14 protein-coding genes are annotated in these 16,066 nt (G+C 50.8%); 3 read left to right on the top strand and 11 right to left on the bottom strand.

Annotated features, from left to right (window positions below):
- Positions 1 to 228: 228 nt before the first annotated feature.
- On the bottom strand, positions 229 to 1,926 hold the full coding sequence (locus ACJ2PR_RS15970) for an NAD(P)H-quinone oxidoreductase subunit 4 (RefSeq protein WP_446877729.1): 1,698 nt from the start codon (positions 1,924 to 1,926) through the stop codon (positions 229 to 231).
- A gap of 250 nt (positions 1,927 to 2,176) precedes the next feature.
- Here ACJ2PR_RS15970 and ACJ2PR_RS15965 point away from each other — a divergent pair, with 250 nt between their 5' ends.
- Entirely contained in the window at positions 2,177 to 2,716 is a 540-nt protein-coding gene (locus ACJ2PR_RS15965) for a pentapeptide repeat-containing protein (protein ID WP_446877728.1), read from the top strand.
- 304 nt (positions 2,717 to 3,020) lie between these two features.
- On the opposite strand, the gene cobU is transcribed toward ACJ2PR_RS15965, so the two are convergent.
- Entirely contained in the window at positions 3,021 to 3,575 is a 555-nt protein-coding gene (gene cobU / locus ACJ2PR_RS15960; RefSeq protein ID WP_446877727.1) for a bifunctional adenosylcobinamide kinase/adenosylcobinamide-phosphate guanylyltransferase, read from the bottom strand.
- Positions 3,576 to 3,603: 28 nt separating this feature from the next.
- Between cobU and ACJ2PR_RS15955 the strand changes: the two genes are divergently transcribed.
- Positions 3,604 to 4,965 carry a PQQ-dependent sugar dehydrogenase gene (locus ACJ2PR_RS15955; protein ID WP_446877726.1) on the top strand — a complete coding sequence of 454 codons (1,362 nt, stop codon included), beginning with the start codon at positions 3,604 to 3,606 and terminating at the stop codon, positions 4,963 to 4,965.
- A 135-nt stretch (positions 4,966 to 5,100) separates the two neighbouring features.
- Here ACJ2PR_RS15955 and ACJ2PR_RS15950 read toward each other — a convergent pair whose 3' ends face one another.
- The 6 genes from ACJ2PR_RS15950 to ACJ2PR_RS15925 all read right to left on the bottom strand — a co-directional run bounded on the left by ACJ2PR_RS15950 (position 5,101) and on the right by ACJ2PR_RS15925 (position 11,457).
- Positions 5,101 to 6,120 carry a helix-turn-helix domain-containing protein gene (locus ACJ2PR_RS15950; RefSeq protein ID WP_446858617.1) on the bottom strand — a complete coding sequence of 340 codons (1,020 nt, stop codon included), beginning with the start codon at positions 6,118 to 6,120 and terminating at the stop codon, positions 5,101 to 5,103.
- Positions 6,121 to 6,361: 241 nt separating this feature from the next.
- A complete protein-coding gene (locus ACJ2PR_RS15945; RefSeq protein WP_446877725.1) occupies positions 6,362 to 6,937 on the bottom strand; it encodes a Uma2 family endonuclease in 576 nt (191 codons plus the stop codon).
- Positions 6,934 to 8,841 carry a tRNA uridine-5-carboxymethylaminomethyl(34) synthesis enzyme MnmG gene (gene mnmG, locus ACJ2PR_RS15940; protein WP_446877724.1) on the bottom strand — a complete coding sequence of 636 codons (1,908 nt, stop codon included), beginning with the start codon at positions 8,839 to 8,841 and terminating at the stop codon, positions 6,934 to 6,936. Before mnmG ends, ACJ2PR_RS15945 begins: the two co-directional genes overlap by 4 nt.
- 21 nt (positions 8,842 to 8,862) lie before the next feature.
- On the bottom strand, positions 8,863 to 9,018 hold the full coding sequence (locus tag ACJ2PR_RS15935) for a hypothetical protein (RefSeq protein WP_446877723.1): 156 nt from the start codon (positions 9,016 to 9,018) through the stop codon (positions 8,863 to 8,865).
- Positions 9,019 to 9,233: 215 nt separating this feature from the next.
- Positions 9,234 to 10,229 carry a pentapeptide repeat-containing protein gene (locus tag ACJ2PR_RS15930; RefSeq protein WP_446877722.1) on the bottom strand — a complete coding sequence of 332 codons (996 nt, stop codon included), beginning with the start codon at positions 10,227 to 10,229 and terminating at the stop codon, positions 9,234 to 9,236.
- Positions 10,230 to 10,317: 88 nt separating this feature from the next.
- Entirely contained in the window at positions 10,318 to 11,457 is a 1,140-nt protein-coding gene (locus ACJ2PR_RS15925; RefSeq protein WP_446877721.1) for a hypothetical protein, read from the bottom strand.
- Between the two features lie 280 nt (positions 11,458 to 11,737).
- On the opposite strand from ACJ2PR_RS15925, the gene ACJ2PR_RS15920 reads away from it, so the two are divergent.
- Entirely contained in the window at positions 11,738 to 12,154 is a 417-nt protein-coding gene (locus ACJ2PR_RS15920; protein WP_446877720.1) for a hypothetical protein, read from the top strand.
- 94 nt (positions 12,155 to 12,248) lie between these two features.
- Here the strand turns inward: ACJ2PR_RS15920 and ACJ2PR_RS15915 are convergent, their stop codons facing one another.
- From ACJ2PR_RS15915 to ACJ2PR_RS15905, 3 genes are all read right to left on the bottom strand, one after another.
- Complete coding sequence (locus ACJ2PR_RS15915) at positions 12,249 to 13,124, bottom strand: carbon dioxide-concentrating mechanism protein CcmK (protein WP_446877719.1); 876 nt, start codon at positions 13,122 to 13,124, stop codon at positions 12,249 to 12,251.
- A 175-nt stretch (positions 13,125 to 13,299) separates the two neighbouring features.
- A complete protein-coding gene (locus tag ACJ2PR_RS15910) occupies positions 13,300 to 13,929 on the bottom strand; it encodes a hypothetical protein (RefSeq protein ID WP_446877718.1) in 630 nt (209 codons plus the stop codon).
- Positions 13,930 to 14,018: 89 nt separating this feature from the next.
- Complete coding sequence (locus ACJ2PR_RS15905) at positions 14,019 to 16,001, bottom strand: ribulose bisphosphate carboxylase small subunit (protein WP_446877717.1); 1,983 nt, start codon at positions 15,999 to 16,001, stop codon at positions 14,019 to 14,021.
- Positions 16,002 to 16,066 lie beyond the last annotated feature (65 nt).

Here is a 16,066-nt window from a genome sequence, read left to right as displayed (position 1 = left end):
TGGAGGGATGACTCTGTAGGAAGTGTCCATCTTTTCGCCCCCTAAATCCCCCAAAATTGGGGGACTTTGAACCTTGGGGTTTCCCTCCGCTTTGGGGCAATTCATCCCCTGATTCAGCAACGCCGAGAATTTTAGATTGAGAAAGCTACGCATAAAAAGCGACCCTTGCGGCAACTGCGGAGCAGATCGCTCCCTAAAGAACGATCGCTTCACTTCATTCAAATCAGACTATTTGATCAACCCCAATACAGGGGCAGGCTTAGAGTCGGCAATTTGCGAACTCCACACGCTCGCGTAGATTTGAGGGTTGGTTTCTGCAATTTGACGATAAGACTCACGCATCTGAGCATTCAGCGCGACCGTCTTCACGTCATACATCTGCGTCGCCAACTTGGGATAGAACCCAAACGCCACAATCAGCGACAAGAAGCAAGCTGCAATAAAGATCTCACGGGGATTGGCATCCTCAAACTTGGCCTCGGTCGGTAGTTCACAGTTGTTACCAAAGCAAGCCGCTTCTTCATTGCCCTGAGCTTTGAGATTGACATCGCTCAACTCACAAGACGGCGAGATGTCACACATTTGATCGGCACTCGACCCATAAAACACCTGCCGCAGCATCGAGAGCAGATAAATCGGGGTCAAAATCACCCCCACTGCGGAGAGAAACACTGTCACCGTGCGGAAAGTCGAACTGTAGATGTCAGTCGTCGTCATGCCGACAAAGACGGCGATTTCACTCGCAAATCCACTCATTCCAGGCAGTGCCAGCGAGGCCATGGCGGCGATCGTAAACAGCGCAAACACTTTGGGCATGGCCTGACCGATGCCGCCCATTTGATTCATCATCATGGTGTGGGTGCGATCGTAGGTGACCCCCGCCAAAAAGAACAGCACCGACGCAATCAGTCCGTGAGAAATCATTTGCAGCAGCGCCCCACTCACACCCACATCGCTATAGGATGCAATGCCGATCAGCACAAAGCCCATGTGCGACACAGATGAGTAAGCCAATCGCCGCTTCATATTCGTTTGAGCAAATGAATTCAATCCGCCGTAAATCACATTCACCACGCCCAGGATGGCCAAAACGGGCGCAAAATAAACGTGAGCATTGGGCAACAGTTCTAGATTTAAGCGAATCAGTCCATAGCCGCCCATCTTGAGCAACACACCCGCCAAAATCATCGAGACGGGAGACGAGGCTTCACCGTGCGCGTCAGGCAGCCAGGTATGCAGCGGGAAGACCGCCAGCTTTACACCAAACGCAATCAGCAACCCTGCATATAGCAACAGTTCCAACGTTAGCGGAAACTCTTTGAGCCGAAGTTCTGCAATATCAAAGGTAATCGAGTTGCCATAAAAGGCCATCGCCAGCGCAGCTACCAAAATGAAGATAGAAGCAACGGCGGTATACATCAAAAACTTAGTGGCCGCATAGCGCCGATTTTGTCCGCCCCAGATACAAACCAGCAGATAAACCGGGACTAGCTCGACCTCCCACATGATGAAGAACAGCAGCAAGTCTTGAGCCACAAATACGCCCACTTGAGCGGCATACAGCACCAGCATCAGCGCGTAAAACAATCGAGGTCTGCGATCGACCCGCCAGGCCGCCAACATCGAAAGCGTTGTGACAAACCCAGCTAATAAAACCAGGGGAGCGGACAAGCCATCGATCGAGACTGTCCAATTGAGTCCAAGCTGCGGCATCCAGGCGAAGGTTTCCACCAGTTGGAACGTCGCACTGCTGGCATCATAATGATTCCAAAAGGTGTAGCACATCAAAGCAAAGTCCGCGATTCCTACACCGAGGGCATACCAGCGCACAAGCTTGCCGCTTTTGTCAGGCAGCAACGGAATGAGCATGGAAGCAATGAGTGGCAGCAGGACGATCGTTGTCAACCAAGGAAATTGATCCATCATGGCGATAAGAATAAATACCTATCTGTTTAATGAGAATATCTTACTAAACTTTGTGAAGCACTATTCATAAATCCTTCGCTACAGAAGGATGCAGATAGATCTATGGAATGTCAAACCATCGCCATTCAGAGAATGAGCAGTGGCAATAAGTATAAAAGCCTAAGAAAAAGTGAAAAAACCTTGATCTGTTCAACAAAAAATTTACATTTCTACAAAGTGAGTTTTGTTTTACCCCGATCGTTGGAATGCAATGGAAAGGTTACGCTCAGAAGATCTTCTTGCCCGCTATGCTCAAGGAGAACGGAAGTTTGAGTCCCACAGCTTAGAGGAAGCTCATCTGTTTGAGGCGGTTTTACCAGGGATTAATTTGTGCAGAAGTTGTCTCAATCAGGCTTATTTGCCCTACGCCAATCTCAGTCAGGCAAACCTCAAAGCCTCCCAAATGCAGAATGCCGAACTTGGCAACGCTCAACTCTATCAAGCAAACTTATCGGATGCTGACCTGCGGAAGATCAACCTGTCACGCGCTGATTTATGTTTTGCAAACTTGAGCGGGGCTAACCTGTCGGGTGCCAATTTACAGGGCGCAAACTTATACAATGCTGATTTGAGTTATGCCAATTTGACGAATGCAGATCTAAGTCGATCGAACCTCAAACAAGCCAACCTCACAGGCACAAACCTCAGCGGCACCAATCTATTTCGCGCGACAGAAGCCGATCTGTCAGACGCGCAAATTGACCAAACGACAATCTATCCGGATGGACATCGGATGAGGGATGAGGGATGAGGGATGAACAAGCTCTCTGTCTGTTCTTTAGGAATTGTGAATCACATAATCTCCAACAGATGACTGTCTAAATAAAATTCTCCTCTGTAGTTTAGACATGTTAACTCTCACCTGAATTCGATAAGATCCTTCGCTGTAATCCTCCAGTCGAGAACGTTCCTGAATCTCCAATCCATGAGGGATTTTGAACCGCGAATCCTATCTAAAAGTCTTCCGGAATTGGGAAGTTAGAGGGCAAAATCTCTAAAAATCTCTAAGTAATGCAGCGAAAAAACTTCGTTGAAAGGACGCTAACTTCCCGACCTCAAAAGTTTGGTAAGGGAGACCCGATTTGGCTGAGATTGAGAACGTGTCCACCCGTCACTAGGTACACAGGATGGGCGATCGCTCCGACTCGTCTGACCACCATTCCCAAACGATCGCGAAACAGCCGCCCGATCGGGTAAGCAGGCACCACGCCCCATCCCGCCTCTTCTGCCACCAAAATAATTGTGCTCTTCGCTTGTTTGAGGCTTTGTAGCAAAGTTTCCAACGTCTGTTGCCAAACTTCAGCATCTTGCTCCAGCAGATTCGCCAACCAGGTGCCTAATGAATCGATCAGCAAACATTCCGTAGCCGTAGAGTCTTGAATCGTTTTAGCAAGGTTGATCGGAACCTGCAACGTCTTCCAACTGTCGGGACGGCGCTGTTGATGTTGCTCAATTCTGGCTTGCCACTCGCGATCGTCCTCATTCAACTGAGCCGTCGCCACATAGATCACAGATTTTTGAGACTGCATCGCCAGAGACTCTGCCCATTCACTCTTGCCCGATCGAGCGGGCCCAGTGACTAGAATAATCTTGGGTGTGAATTTTGGCATAAATCCTTTAATTCAGTAATTCAGATAAATGATGCAGTGGAAATTTGCGGCTCGATCGCTCTGTCTCCCATTATTGGCAAGTTTAGCGGCTTGTGATGCCCTGTCGATCGGACAAACGATCACGCAACCGCCCTCCAAAAATTCGGCCTCGCCTTCCCCCGCTCAGGTTGCTCAAAGTCCTGCTAGTCGTCCCGCCAACGCCATTCGGACAGAACCCCTATCTCCTCAGCCAATTCGGATTACGATCGACCAGCTTCCTCAGCCCTACGCCAGCGAAAGCGCCTCAAAATCGCCCCGCGTCGTCCCCGTTCCCAACAATCCGATTTTGAGCGTGCCGCCCGGATTTGTGGTGAATGTCTTTGCAGAAGGGCTAAACCGCCCACGCTGGCTGGCCTTGACTCCATCAGGAGATGTCTTGGTCACCGAAACGCCTGACAATCAAATTCGACTGTTGCGCGATGCCAATGGGGATGGAGTAGCAGAAGTCAAAAAAACCTTTGCAACCGCAAGCAATGGGTTAAATCGTCCGCTTGGGATGGCTTTTGCAGGAGATTCTTTTTTTCTGGGCAACACCGATGCCGTTCTCAAATTTCCCTACCAGAAAGGACAAGAACAAATCACGGGCACCGGGCAACAAATCGCTGACCTCCCCGCCCAAGGCTACAACAATCACTGGACAAGAAATGTCGTCGCTGCCCCCGATGGTAAACGGCTGTTTGTCTCGATCGGTTCTGGCACCAATGTCGATCAAGAACCGCTCCCCCGCGCCTCCGTGCAAGTGATGAATCTCGACGGATCAGGTCGCCAAAACTTTGCCTCCGGACTTCGCAACCCGGTCGGCTTGGACTTTCACCCACAGACTCAAGAACTCTACACCACCGTCAATGAGCGCGATGGACTGGGAGACGAACTGGTGCCCGACTATCTAACTCGCATTCGATCAGGTGAGTTTTACGGTTGGCCTTACGCCTATTTGAGAAACGATCGCCTCGATCCCCGTCAGGCGCAAAATGGTAAAAGCGTTCGTCCCGATCTGGCCAGCAAAACTCGCACCCCAGATGTTTTGTTTGAGGCGCATTCTGCCGCTCTAGGATTGAGCTTTTACGACGGCAAAACCTTTCCTCAAAAATATCGCAACGGAGCATTTGCCGCCTTTAGAGGGTCATGGAATCGCAGCCAGGGCACCGGATACAAAATTGTCTTCGTCCCCTTTAACGCAGAAGGTCGTCCCCAGGGCTATTACGAAGATTTTGTCACAGGCTTCCTGCTCGATCCCACCGCTCCGACAACCTGGGGCCGACCCGTTGGATTGTTGACCCTTCCAGACGGCAGCCTCTTGTTTACGGAAGAAGGGAACGATCGGATTTACCGCGTTCAATATCAGGGATGAGGGAGAACTTCGATGATCTGTTGCCCCCTTTGGGGTAATCCGCTTCGCGTGAGGGATGAGGGATGAAGAGCTTTGATTTGAATGCGTTTCAGTCTTTGGACTTGGGGCTTCTTCACACCTCACCTCCTCGCCTCCTCAAAACCTTTCTGGCGGCGCAATGTTTGACCCCGAATTTATACTGTGAGGCTGATTAGACTGGGGCGAAAGTTTGACATTTGGAGCATCAAGTTGAATTGCACCAGGAGGCGTTTCGGGAGTTTGTTGGTGAGAGAGCCAGACAAGACCGCCTGCCATTAGCGCCGCATAGCCGACATAAAGATGGAGAGGTTGAACCGCCAACCCTTTGATACCGCTTGATTTTGTCTGGGGATGATACCAGGAGGGCAAAATCGCTTGAGTCGGATCGGGTGTCGGAAGAACCGCCAGCAACTTGGCACTATCGAGGTCTAGAGCGGTGCCGATTCGTTTGATGAATCCTCTCAAATAGACATCTTCTGGCAAATGAATGCCTTGCCCCGACTCCAACGCCAGCAGTTGATGCATGGGCACCATTGTTTTGTTATGTAGCTGAGACAGAGACATCGATCGCGCTTCTCTTGCCGCCTTGATCTGCTCCCCAATCTGCTGCAAACCGACCAGTCTTTCTTGGGCGGCCTGTTCTGCGAGATCGGCTAGAGACCGCTTTTTGTATGACTTTTTGGGAGCAACTTTTTGAGCGATTGCCGAGACCGGGTTTGTGAAGGTAGGAGTTGCTGCTTCGGGTACGGGTGCAGTTTCGACCACTTCGACGGTCGGTAGAGGGAGTGTTGCCAATCGAGAACCCAGGGCACGAGAAAAGGCGGCCACCGGAAACTCATCCACCTCGCGATCGTCGGCTCCTCGGATGCCATGATCTGGGGTTTCTCTGGTTTGAACAAAATGTCGCAGCGTCAAGCGAATAGCCTCGCGCCCGATCGCTTTCATCAAAAACTGAGCGCTTTCTGCCCCTTTGACAGGCATCTTCTGCAAATTACTGAGGGCACGACGATACACTTCACTGCGGTACAGTTCTCCCTCAACTTGTCCTAAAATTTCTCGAAGTCCTTCTGCGGAAATCTCGATCGTGGTATTGCTACCCGGTACATTGAACCCAAACGTTGTGTCTTGTGCCAGCATCTCTCCACCCTCACCGTTGAATGACTAACGGAAGCTTTAAAGTACGAAAAACTACAGCATTTAAGCTGATGCTTCCTTTCTTCGCCTGTTGGTGAGATCTTCCGGAGTAGATAGGTAAATCGGGATGAATTTGTGAAAATTTCTTCGATAACTGCCAGATATCGCGAAAATTGATTGTAGGGAACGTTTTACTGAGAGAGCCGCGATCGAGCGGGCGCTCAAATTGCTGTACCAGGTTGTTTTACCAGATTGTTTTGAGGTCGAGGCTAAATCCAATTAAGACTGTTTCACCTGAGAGCGTTGCTGGAGATTCTAGAATTTCGGGGTCTTGATCTGGGCGATAAATCTCCACTCGCTGAGACTTGGGATCGATCAGCCAGCCTAGTTTAACCCCGCCAGCCATGTACTCTTGCATCTTGGCTTGAGTTTCTTTCAAACTATCGGTTGGTGAAAGCAGTTCTAAAACAAAATCGGGCGCGATCGGTGGAAATTTTTCCTTTTGGTCAGGCGTGAGAGTATCCCAGCGATCGCGACGAATCCACGCGACATCAGGAGAACGACTTGCGCCATTTGGCAACTTGAAGCAGGTGGAAGAATCGAATACTTCACCGAGGTCAGTTTGCTCATTCCACACGACAAATCGGCTCGTTAATTTAGCGTTTCCTCTTCCGGTTTCTCCACCTGTCGGGGGCATAATCAGTAGTTCTCCTTTGGGATTGCGTTCAAATTTTATGTCTGGATTGGCGCGGCAAAGCTGATAAAACTGGTCGTCAGTTAGGCGAACGATCGGATCAAAGTTAATGGTGTAGGCAATCATACAATCACCTCTACGGCTTGACGGGCTTGCACTTTCAGGTAAATGAGTAACGCATTGACATCGGCTGGGTTGACTCCTCCGATGCGGGTAGCCTGCCCGATCGTTAAGGGTTGCACTTTTGCCAACTTCTCTCTCGCTTCTTTAGACAGCGTGGTAATCGTGGCGTAATCTAAATCTTGTGGTAGCTTGCGATGTTCTTGTCGCGCAATTTGATCAATCTGATGCTGTTGGCGTTGAATGTAGCCTGAATATTTGATGTCAATTTCTGCACCTTCTTTTTCAGATCGATCCAGTGCAGCGTTTCCTAATCCATGTCGTTCCAAATCGCTGTAGTGAAACCCAGATCGTCGTAAAAGATCGGCTAAAGTGATTGAACCTTTGATCGCTTGTTGAGTGTAAGATGCGATCGCTTTTCCAGCTTCACTCTGTTCTTTGACTCGTGTCTCATGCAATCGTTCTTTTTCGGCGATCGTATTCGCTTGCTTGCGCGTAAAGCGTTGCCAACGACGGTCGTCAATCAAGCCAATTTCTCGGCCCAGAGGAGTCAGCCGCTGATCGGCATTGTCAGAACGTAAAAGGAGACGGTATTCCGATCGCGAGGTCAACATGCGATACGGTTCGCGCAGATCTTTGGTACACAGATCGTCGATTAGCGTCCCGATGTAGCTTTGCTCACGGGGGAAAATGATCATTTCCTGGTCGCGACAAAACCGAGCAGCATTAATGCCCGCGACTAATCCCTGGGCGGACGCTTCTTCATAGCCCGTGGTGCCGTTGATTTGTCCCGCGCAAAACAGTCCCTCGACTTTCTTCGTCATCAGCGTCGGGAAGCACTGCGTTGCGGGCAAATAATCGTATTCCACTGCGTAGGCTGGCCGGAGCATGGTGCAATTTTCGAGACCGGGGAGCGATCGCAGCATTTGTAGCTGAATCATTTCGGGCAGACCCGTCGAAAAGCCTTGGATGTAAAGCTCTGGCGTGTCGCGTCCTTCTGGTTCGATAAAAATCTGGTGGCTTTCTTTGTCGGCAAAGCGCACAATCTTGTCTTCAATACTGGGACAGTAGCGCGGCCCTTTAGCATCGACCCAACCGCCATAAACGGGAGAAAGATGCAGATTTTCGCGAATAATTCGGTGAGTTTCAGTCGTCGTGCGCGTTAAGTGACAGGGCATTTGTTCGCGTTCGATCCAGGCATCGGGATCAAAGCTAAACCAGCGAACTTCAGAATCTCCGGGCTGCGGTTCTAACTGGGTGAAATCGACGGAGCGGCGATCGACTCGTGCTGGTGTGCCCGTCTTCAAGCGTCCGGTTTCAAAGCCCAATCGATTCAAGGTGTCTGTCATGCCTACGGCGGCAAATTCTCCAGCGCGTCCGGCATCCATTGATTTGTTGCCAACCCAAATTTTGCCACCGAGAAACGTTCCCGTCGTCAGCACCACCGCTTTGCACTGAAACGCGACCCCAAAGTAGGTTTCAACCCCGATAATTTCGTCATTTGCGCCCAAAACCAGATCTGTCGCCATCCCTTCTCGAATGGTCAAATTCTCTTGATTTTCGACAATGCCTTTCATCACAGTGGCATATTCGCGCTTGTCGGTTTGCGCCCGCAGTGCCCAGACGGCCGGCCCTCTCGATGCGTTGAGAATGCGTTTTTGCAGGTAGGTGCGATCGCTCACCTTACCCATTTCACCGCCCAGGGCATCGACTTCATGCACGAGTTGCGATTTTGCCGGCCCACCGACAGCCGGATTGCAGGGTTGCCAGGCGATTTTATCAAGGTTGAGGGTGAGTAATAGGGTTCGACAGCCCGATCGCGCCGTTGCCAGTGCCGCTTCACAACCAGAGTGTCCGGCTCCGACGACAACAATATCAAAGGCATCCAAAAATTCGACGGGCGTAGTCATGGGCTTGAACGTTAGAGAATCTCACTCAATCTTAACGGTTCTAATCCACCCCAGGATGATGCGATCGTGTTGCTCAATCAAGTCTCGAAGGTAGTCTAAATCTACCCAACTGTCTACAAACTCAAGACCTGGTGGCAATTGACAACCATGATTGCGGGCACGACGATAAATATCCACAGCTGCACCTGCATTGAAATATTGGATGGCCCTGTGAGATGTTGATGACTTCCCAGGAATTCAACTTAACTGAGTGTCACGCCAGTTTTTGCAGGTAATCTTCAATTTCAGATCGTAAGAAATTGGGTAAGAGTCGATATTGATAAAGAATTTGGGGAGCGTGAGAACTTCTTTCGAGCAACTCGAAGCGCCCAGTGCACTGCATCGAACTGAGGCTAATCTTGAACGCTGCCATCGGGTAAGGTGGCTCCTGTCAAAATCGCTCCACCCAGTAGGGCACTACTGATTTCAGCATTTGCCAGGTTTGCTCCCGTGAGATTCGCTGCTCGAAAATCGGCTCGACCTAGATAAGCGTGAATCAAAATCGCCTCGATCAGGTTGGCGTTGCGAAGATTGGCCCGACTCAGGTCAGCTCGATTTAAGCGCGATCGCCACAAATTCGCCCCTTGAAAATTCGTTTTGTGCAGTTTGGCATCATTCAAAGTGACATCGCTCAAGTCTGCTCCGCTCAAATCTGCTTCGCTGAAGTCCGATCGATTCAATCGACAATTCTGTAAATTCGCGTGTCTCAAAGTTGTCCCGGTTAAGTTAGCATCTGACAAAAAAGCATCTTTGAGAATGGCTTGATTCAAATTCGCCTCACTTAAGTCAGCTTCTCTCAAACTAGCCTCACTGAGATTTGCGCCTGCTAGATTCGATCGGCTCAGGTCAGCCCCCGTCAAATTTGCTCCCCGCAGATCGGCTCCGCGCAAGTCTGCTCCCCGTAAATTGGAGCCTTTGTAGGTGCGTTTCTCTTCTCGCAAGTTGGCCCCGCGCAGGCAAGCCCCCCGCAAATCGGCTCCACTCAAATTGACGTTTCGCAAATCAGCATCTCGCAAGTTGGCATCCAATAAGTTCGCCAATCCCAGATCCGCCCCGCGCAAATCGGCTCCGTAGAGAATAGCCCCGTGCAGGTCAGCATCTCGTAAATTGGCATTGTGGAGGGTGGACTGGCTGAGATTTACACCGGATAGTTGCGTGTGTGAAAGGTTCGATCGTGTCAGGTTCGATCGATTCAGAAACGCTAAAACTAGAATGGCACCGTGCAGATCAGCCTGAGCCAAATTCGCCCCAATCAAATCGGCTCCCATCAGATTCGCTCCGCTCAGGTTTTCACCGACAAACTCCATATCACCCGATTCATAGCGCTCTAACAATTCTTGAACGTTCATGATTTTCTTTGGTAAAGGGTGAGGAGGTAAAGGGTAAGGAGTGAGGAGTGAGGGGTGAGGAGGGTGAGCAGTTCAGAGTTCTCCCTATTTAAGCCAGTTCGATTTGGGTAGACTGACTTGCTAGCAAAACTTGAGTTGCACTAGCCTGTGTGGGGTCTGTAATGTTGTCGTTCATGGCTTGCTGGACTTGCTGCTGGAGCTTGGAGTAACTCGGCTTCAGGCATTTGAGCAAAACGTGCGCCACGTCTACAAATTCGTCGGGCTGGTTCAGATGTTGAGCCGTCTCCCGAAGTTTGGTTTGCAGGTCTGCGATCGACTCACACACTGTCGTCAAGCTTCTCAATAAACCTTCTAACGTGTAGAGTTTCAGGTTTGACCAGTCTTGAGGCGAAAAAGAAAACCGGTAATAGACGATCGAGAACAACAAAATTTTTGCCCTGAGCGGATTGGCATATTTGATGATCTCTAAGCGCAGATCAAACAGATCAATCAGGTCGGCAGGGACGGGCGCGATTATGGGGAGAGGATTTACCTTGAGCAAGTCGGGGGCGGTCACTTGATCCGAAGGAGGCAACAGATCGGTTGGCAGGTTGGATTGTATTTGGTAGAGCGATCGCATCTCCAGAAGAATCGTTTCTGCAATCAGAGCATATTCCACAGGTTTGTTGAGCATTTTGACGACGGCGGCGAGTCCTGTACTTAGCTCCTCCAGGGTTGGATAGCGTTTCCAAAGTTCGTCGATCAGATCTTGTAGTTGAGCATGATGAATCTTGAGCGGATCAGTTTCCCAATAGTTACGGGCGGTACTGAGCATGAGCTTTTTGATCCGACTGAGATCGAGATTTTGTTGTAGCCGGGAGGCGATCTCTTGGATCTGAGGATGGCAAAGAGGAACGGCCGTTGTCACTTCTACAAACTCTGATTGAGCGTCATAGAGCGCTTCCATTGCTTGGCTGATCAGGTGAGCGATCGGAAAGTATTCGTCTCTTTTGTTGAGCGTCCCGACGAGCGTTTTGAGTCTGGCTTGTAGTTGCTCCAAGGTCGGGTGAAGCTGGCGCAACTCTGACACTAATTTCTCTAAGTTGATAACACTGAGGATATCGGGGTCAGTCTCCCACCAGCTTTTGCAGGCGTAAATGATCAGCTTTTTTACCCGGACTGCGCTGGCATCCTGTTCTAGCTGATCAGCGATTTTTTGGGAGCGTTGCAGGACACATTCATCTGCCATTCGTAAAACGCGCAGTAGGTTGGCATGACTAGAGTGCCCGACTAGAAAGGACTTCTCACGAAGGAGGAAAAGTCTTTTGAAGAAATCTTCTGAACCCAAGCCTGTTTCTCAAAGATGAAAAAGGTATCTCCTCTTAAGACAGACGCGAGTGGGAGGCGCGATCGCTAAGTTAGAAATACGGGACTATTTAGAGGGTGAGCGTACTTTCCACGCCCTGGTCGTATCCAATCCACAGCATTCACTCGTCCATTTAATTTCTTCAAAACGAGAGGCTTTTAGAATGAACTGGGATCTCTATCTACAACAATTTCAAGAGTTTGTCTTTTCAAAATCAGAACATCCCCCCTATGTTTTGCTATCGGTGGGCCTCTTGATTGGGGCAACGTCAGGACTGGCCTTTGTCGCCACGCTCAGGCTGGAGATTAACGCCTGGTATAAGAACCATTCCGCGCAAAAGCTGGCTCGATGGGAGCGGCTCAAACTGGCGATTCCCTTTACGGGTACGATCGCTGGACTGTGGGTTTTTTTAGGGGCAGGTTTGCAAGCGCTTGGCTTGTCTCCTCTGTTGGCGTGGCTGTTTGCTCTAGGGCTGGCTGGATTTGTCGGTCAGTTTACCTGGTCGCAGCTTGGTAGACGTATTGGTAAAGGAGCCGTTCAGTTTTACCTGGATCAAGCCTTTAAGTTTGACAATGGCTAGAACGATGCTCAGAGTACGGAAAAGTGCTGAATTGCAGGGTCTGTTCCTTGTTATTCAGCGCTTGTTTATAGCACGAGTGCGTTGCGGTGTAACGCTATTCGTCATCATCCAGTTCTTGTTTTGGGGTTGGCTCGATCGCTGGGTCGGGTGTTGGAAGTGGCTCTACGATCGGTGCCTGGGTTGTGAACTCTAACAACTCTTCAACTTGCATCTGTCGGGATTCGGGAAGCTGGAGCGGAGTTTGTACAGGTTCTGCGAGTTGACGCTGTTCTTGCTGAAGTTCTGGCAGGGCGACGAGTTCTTTTTCGACTTCTTTGATATTGATCGGCAATCGAAGCGGCTGCATTTCCTCGATCCAGCAGCTTGCCAATGGGAGTGTCGCATCCAAATCTTCTAGCGCACGGGGAATCACCATCACAGAATGCAGTTCACCAATTCGCTCGGCTTCTTGCATTCCGACATCGATCGCCATGGCCACGTTTGCGATCGTCCCTCGAATAATCGCGGTGCAGAGTCCCGACCCGATCGTTTCATAAGCGGTCAGCGTCACGTCTGCGGATTTGAGCATCGCATCGGCCGCCCCCACCATAGCCGGAAATCCACGGGTTTCGAGTAAGCCGACCGCTTGATTGCGAAAAGGATTACCATGTTTGCCCTTGGCTAGTTCTGCAAGTTTGGTGCCGATCGGTAGCACTGCTTCCAAATTTGCCAACGGACGGGGAACCACGAGGGTAGAAACTTTTTGCCCAAACTGCGCCGCTAAGTCAATGCCTTCCTGAACTGCCAGCCGCACATCCGAAATACCACCCCGCACTACAGCAGTACAAAAGCCTCCGCCCGTTTTTTCGTAACCCACCAGCGTCACATCAGAGGACTTGAGCATCATATCGGCAATGCCCACGATCGCCGGAAAGCTTTCGGTAGAAACCAGACCTAATGCGGTATCAGTAAATCTGTCTAAACGATTCATCAGCGAAGGAACGACAGGGCAATTCTTACCTTCAATCTTAACTGGTTTGTTAAGGTCTTCAGGATTTGTAGAAGTGGAATAATCCGTTCGGAAGAGCTATGTTTTGAGCGTACTTGAAACGAAAGAACGATCCCCGCGGTTGCTTCGTCGTTCCCCGAAGGGGTAATCGCCCTTCTCAGCTCCCATTCAAATGTCCATTCTCAGGAGGATTATTTAGATTTCGCTGATTGGGAAAGAGCCTGACTAAAAGATTGTTGACGTAGGTTTGACCATAAACATTCACTTCTGCGACTTTCTCAGCGTCGGGCGGTTTCTCTTCAGGCGGCGTCTCTTCAGGCAGCTTCTCTTCAACCACAGGCTCATCTGTCCAGGGATCGACCGTCACAGTCGGTTGGATGGGCGGTTCAGAAATCGGTTGTGTGTCTGTGACTTGAAGTTCAGTGTGAGGACGGCTACGATCGCCCAGCAGCGACCCCGACGGCACCAGACTGCCCGCTTCCACAGAACTATCGAGCAGCGTCGAGGCAGATCCAATACAGGCACGCGCCCCAATTTTCATTGCGCCCACCAGCAGCGCCCCCGCCCCAATGTTGGCACCTTCCTGAATCTCGATCGTTCCCCCATGCGCGTGAATCACAGAGCCAAGCCCAATACAAACCCCAGTACCAATCACAACGCGGCTACCAGGATCAGCTTGAATCAAAACGCCCGACCCGATCGCACTTCCTGCTTGAATCGTGACATCCCCACTCACAAAATAATGAGCAGTGTCGATCGAGCGTAATTGCAGCGACAAAAAATCCATCGTTCAAGAATTCTTGAGTCCCAAATCTTGAGTTCTGAATTCTGAATGGATTGCCCACGCAAAACCCAAAACTCAAAATTCACAACTATTTACTTTCCAGCCTTTTGAATCACAAGCTCAACGACGCGGCGTTTTGCCTTGGGATCGGTGCCAATCAGACGGACGTATTGACCTGCATATTCAGACAGTGCGGATTCGAGCGCGGCGATCGCCTGGGATTCAGAACCCGCTTGAATCGAAGCACCCGTTTGCCAAGCACCGCCTTTATAGCGACGCACGTCCGCATACTCCAAACCGATTCGAGCGCCTTGACGCACCAGTTGACGCACCTGATCCACCACTTCACCACTCAGCTTTTGACTGCCCGAAGCTGGAGTCGAGTAGTTATTTTTAGCGGCAGGCGGAGCATACATCGGTGGATCGAGAACCAAAGAAGTTTCAGGCGTTTTGCCGGGACGATGAATCACGGTTTCTAACACTCGCTTTTTAGCCTGCGTATCGACTCCAACCAGACGGACATAGTGACTGCTGTGTTCTGCGATAAAGGATTCTAAAGCAGCGATCGCTTCCCCTTCAGACCGAGCATGGAGCAATGGCGCACTGTTCCAGGAATTGATCTTGAACCGACGCTCATCGGCAAACTCTAGCCCGATCGCGGCTCCCTGTCCCAGCAGTTGACGAATCTGATCCGCCACGCCCCCACCTGCACTGACCGAAACGTTGCCGCGAGAAGCGGTTGCCCCATTTCCATTCGTCGCCGACTTGTGGCCGTGAGCAACAGGCTTGCCATCGGGACGCTGAACGATCGTTTCCAAGAGCCGTTTTTTGGCCTTGGGGTCGATGCCAATCAAGCGCACATATTCACCGCGATGTTCCGCCATGGCCGCTTCTAGAGCCGCAATTACACCCGATTCGTGAGTCGCTTGAATGGGGGCGGCACTCTTCCAGGAGCTTGTCTGAAACTGACGCTTGTCGGCGTGTTCGATCCCAATCCGTCCACCTTTGCTGAGAACCTGACGGACTTGAGCCACGATCGACCCATCCAGAGACCCAGACGCAGCATGGCCATTCCCGTTACTGTAGGACGAAGCGCTGTAAGAAGCAGATCCATTCGACGCAAGTTGGGCAGCTTGTTCGCCCGGTCGCTGAATAATTGTTTCTAGGACGCGCTTTTTGGCTTTGGAGTCAATACCAATCAGCCGCACATATTCACCGCTATGCTGCACCAGGCAAGCATTAAGCGCATTGATTACATCGGATTCGCGCGTCGATTGAATGGGCGCACAGGTCTTCCAAGAACTGGTTTGAAACTGCCGCTTGTCAGCGTGTTCGGTGCCAATTTTGTAGCCTTGAGACAACAGTTGACGGACGTGTTCGACGATGCTGCCATTGCCCGAACCGTTGGCACGACTGGCAGTTGAAGGAGATTGATTCATAGTAGGACTCGCCATTTCGTTTCTGATTGGGGCAATACAAGCGATATTGTCGGCACAGCGATAACCCGATCGCAGCGCATCATTGATATGAATAATGTGAGACGCAAACTTGACATCGGACTCTTGGACATTGGGCAGGCGATCGGCCTGCTGCTGACTGGTGATCACCGCGCCAGAAGGCACATACTTTCCAGGCGGAATCTCCACATCCTGCACCAGCGCGTGCATCATCACCACGCAACCGTTGCCCACTCGTGCATTAAACACGGTCGAGCGAAACCCAATAAAACAGTCGTCGCCCACATAACACGGCCCGTGAATTAGCGCCATGTGTGTCAGCGAAGACCGACTACCGACCCAGATCGAATAGGCTTCGCCATCATCTCCCGCGACTCGACCCTGCTCCAGCCCGTGCATGACGACTCCATCCTGGATATTTGTGTCGTCACCAATATAAAACGGGTGCCCTTCATCTGCCCGAATCGACGTACCCGGCGCAATCATCACATCTTCGCCCACCCGCACATCTCCGATGATGTTGGAAAACGAGTGAACGTAAGCGGTGTGATGAATTTGAGGTTCAGCGAGACTCTGTGACCAGGGGGTGGGCGGAGCCGCATAACTACGGACTGCCATAACAAAATTTCTCCTAACTGGAAAGCGCCAGATCGATCGCAGGCTTGCGGGGAGTTGACTGCGAT

Source organism: Phormidesmis sp. 146-33, from assembly GCF_052939515.1.
This window is presented reverse-complemented; position numbering and strand designations above follow the sequence as displayed.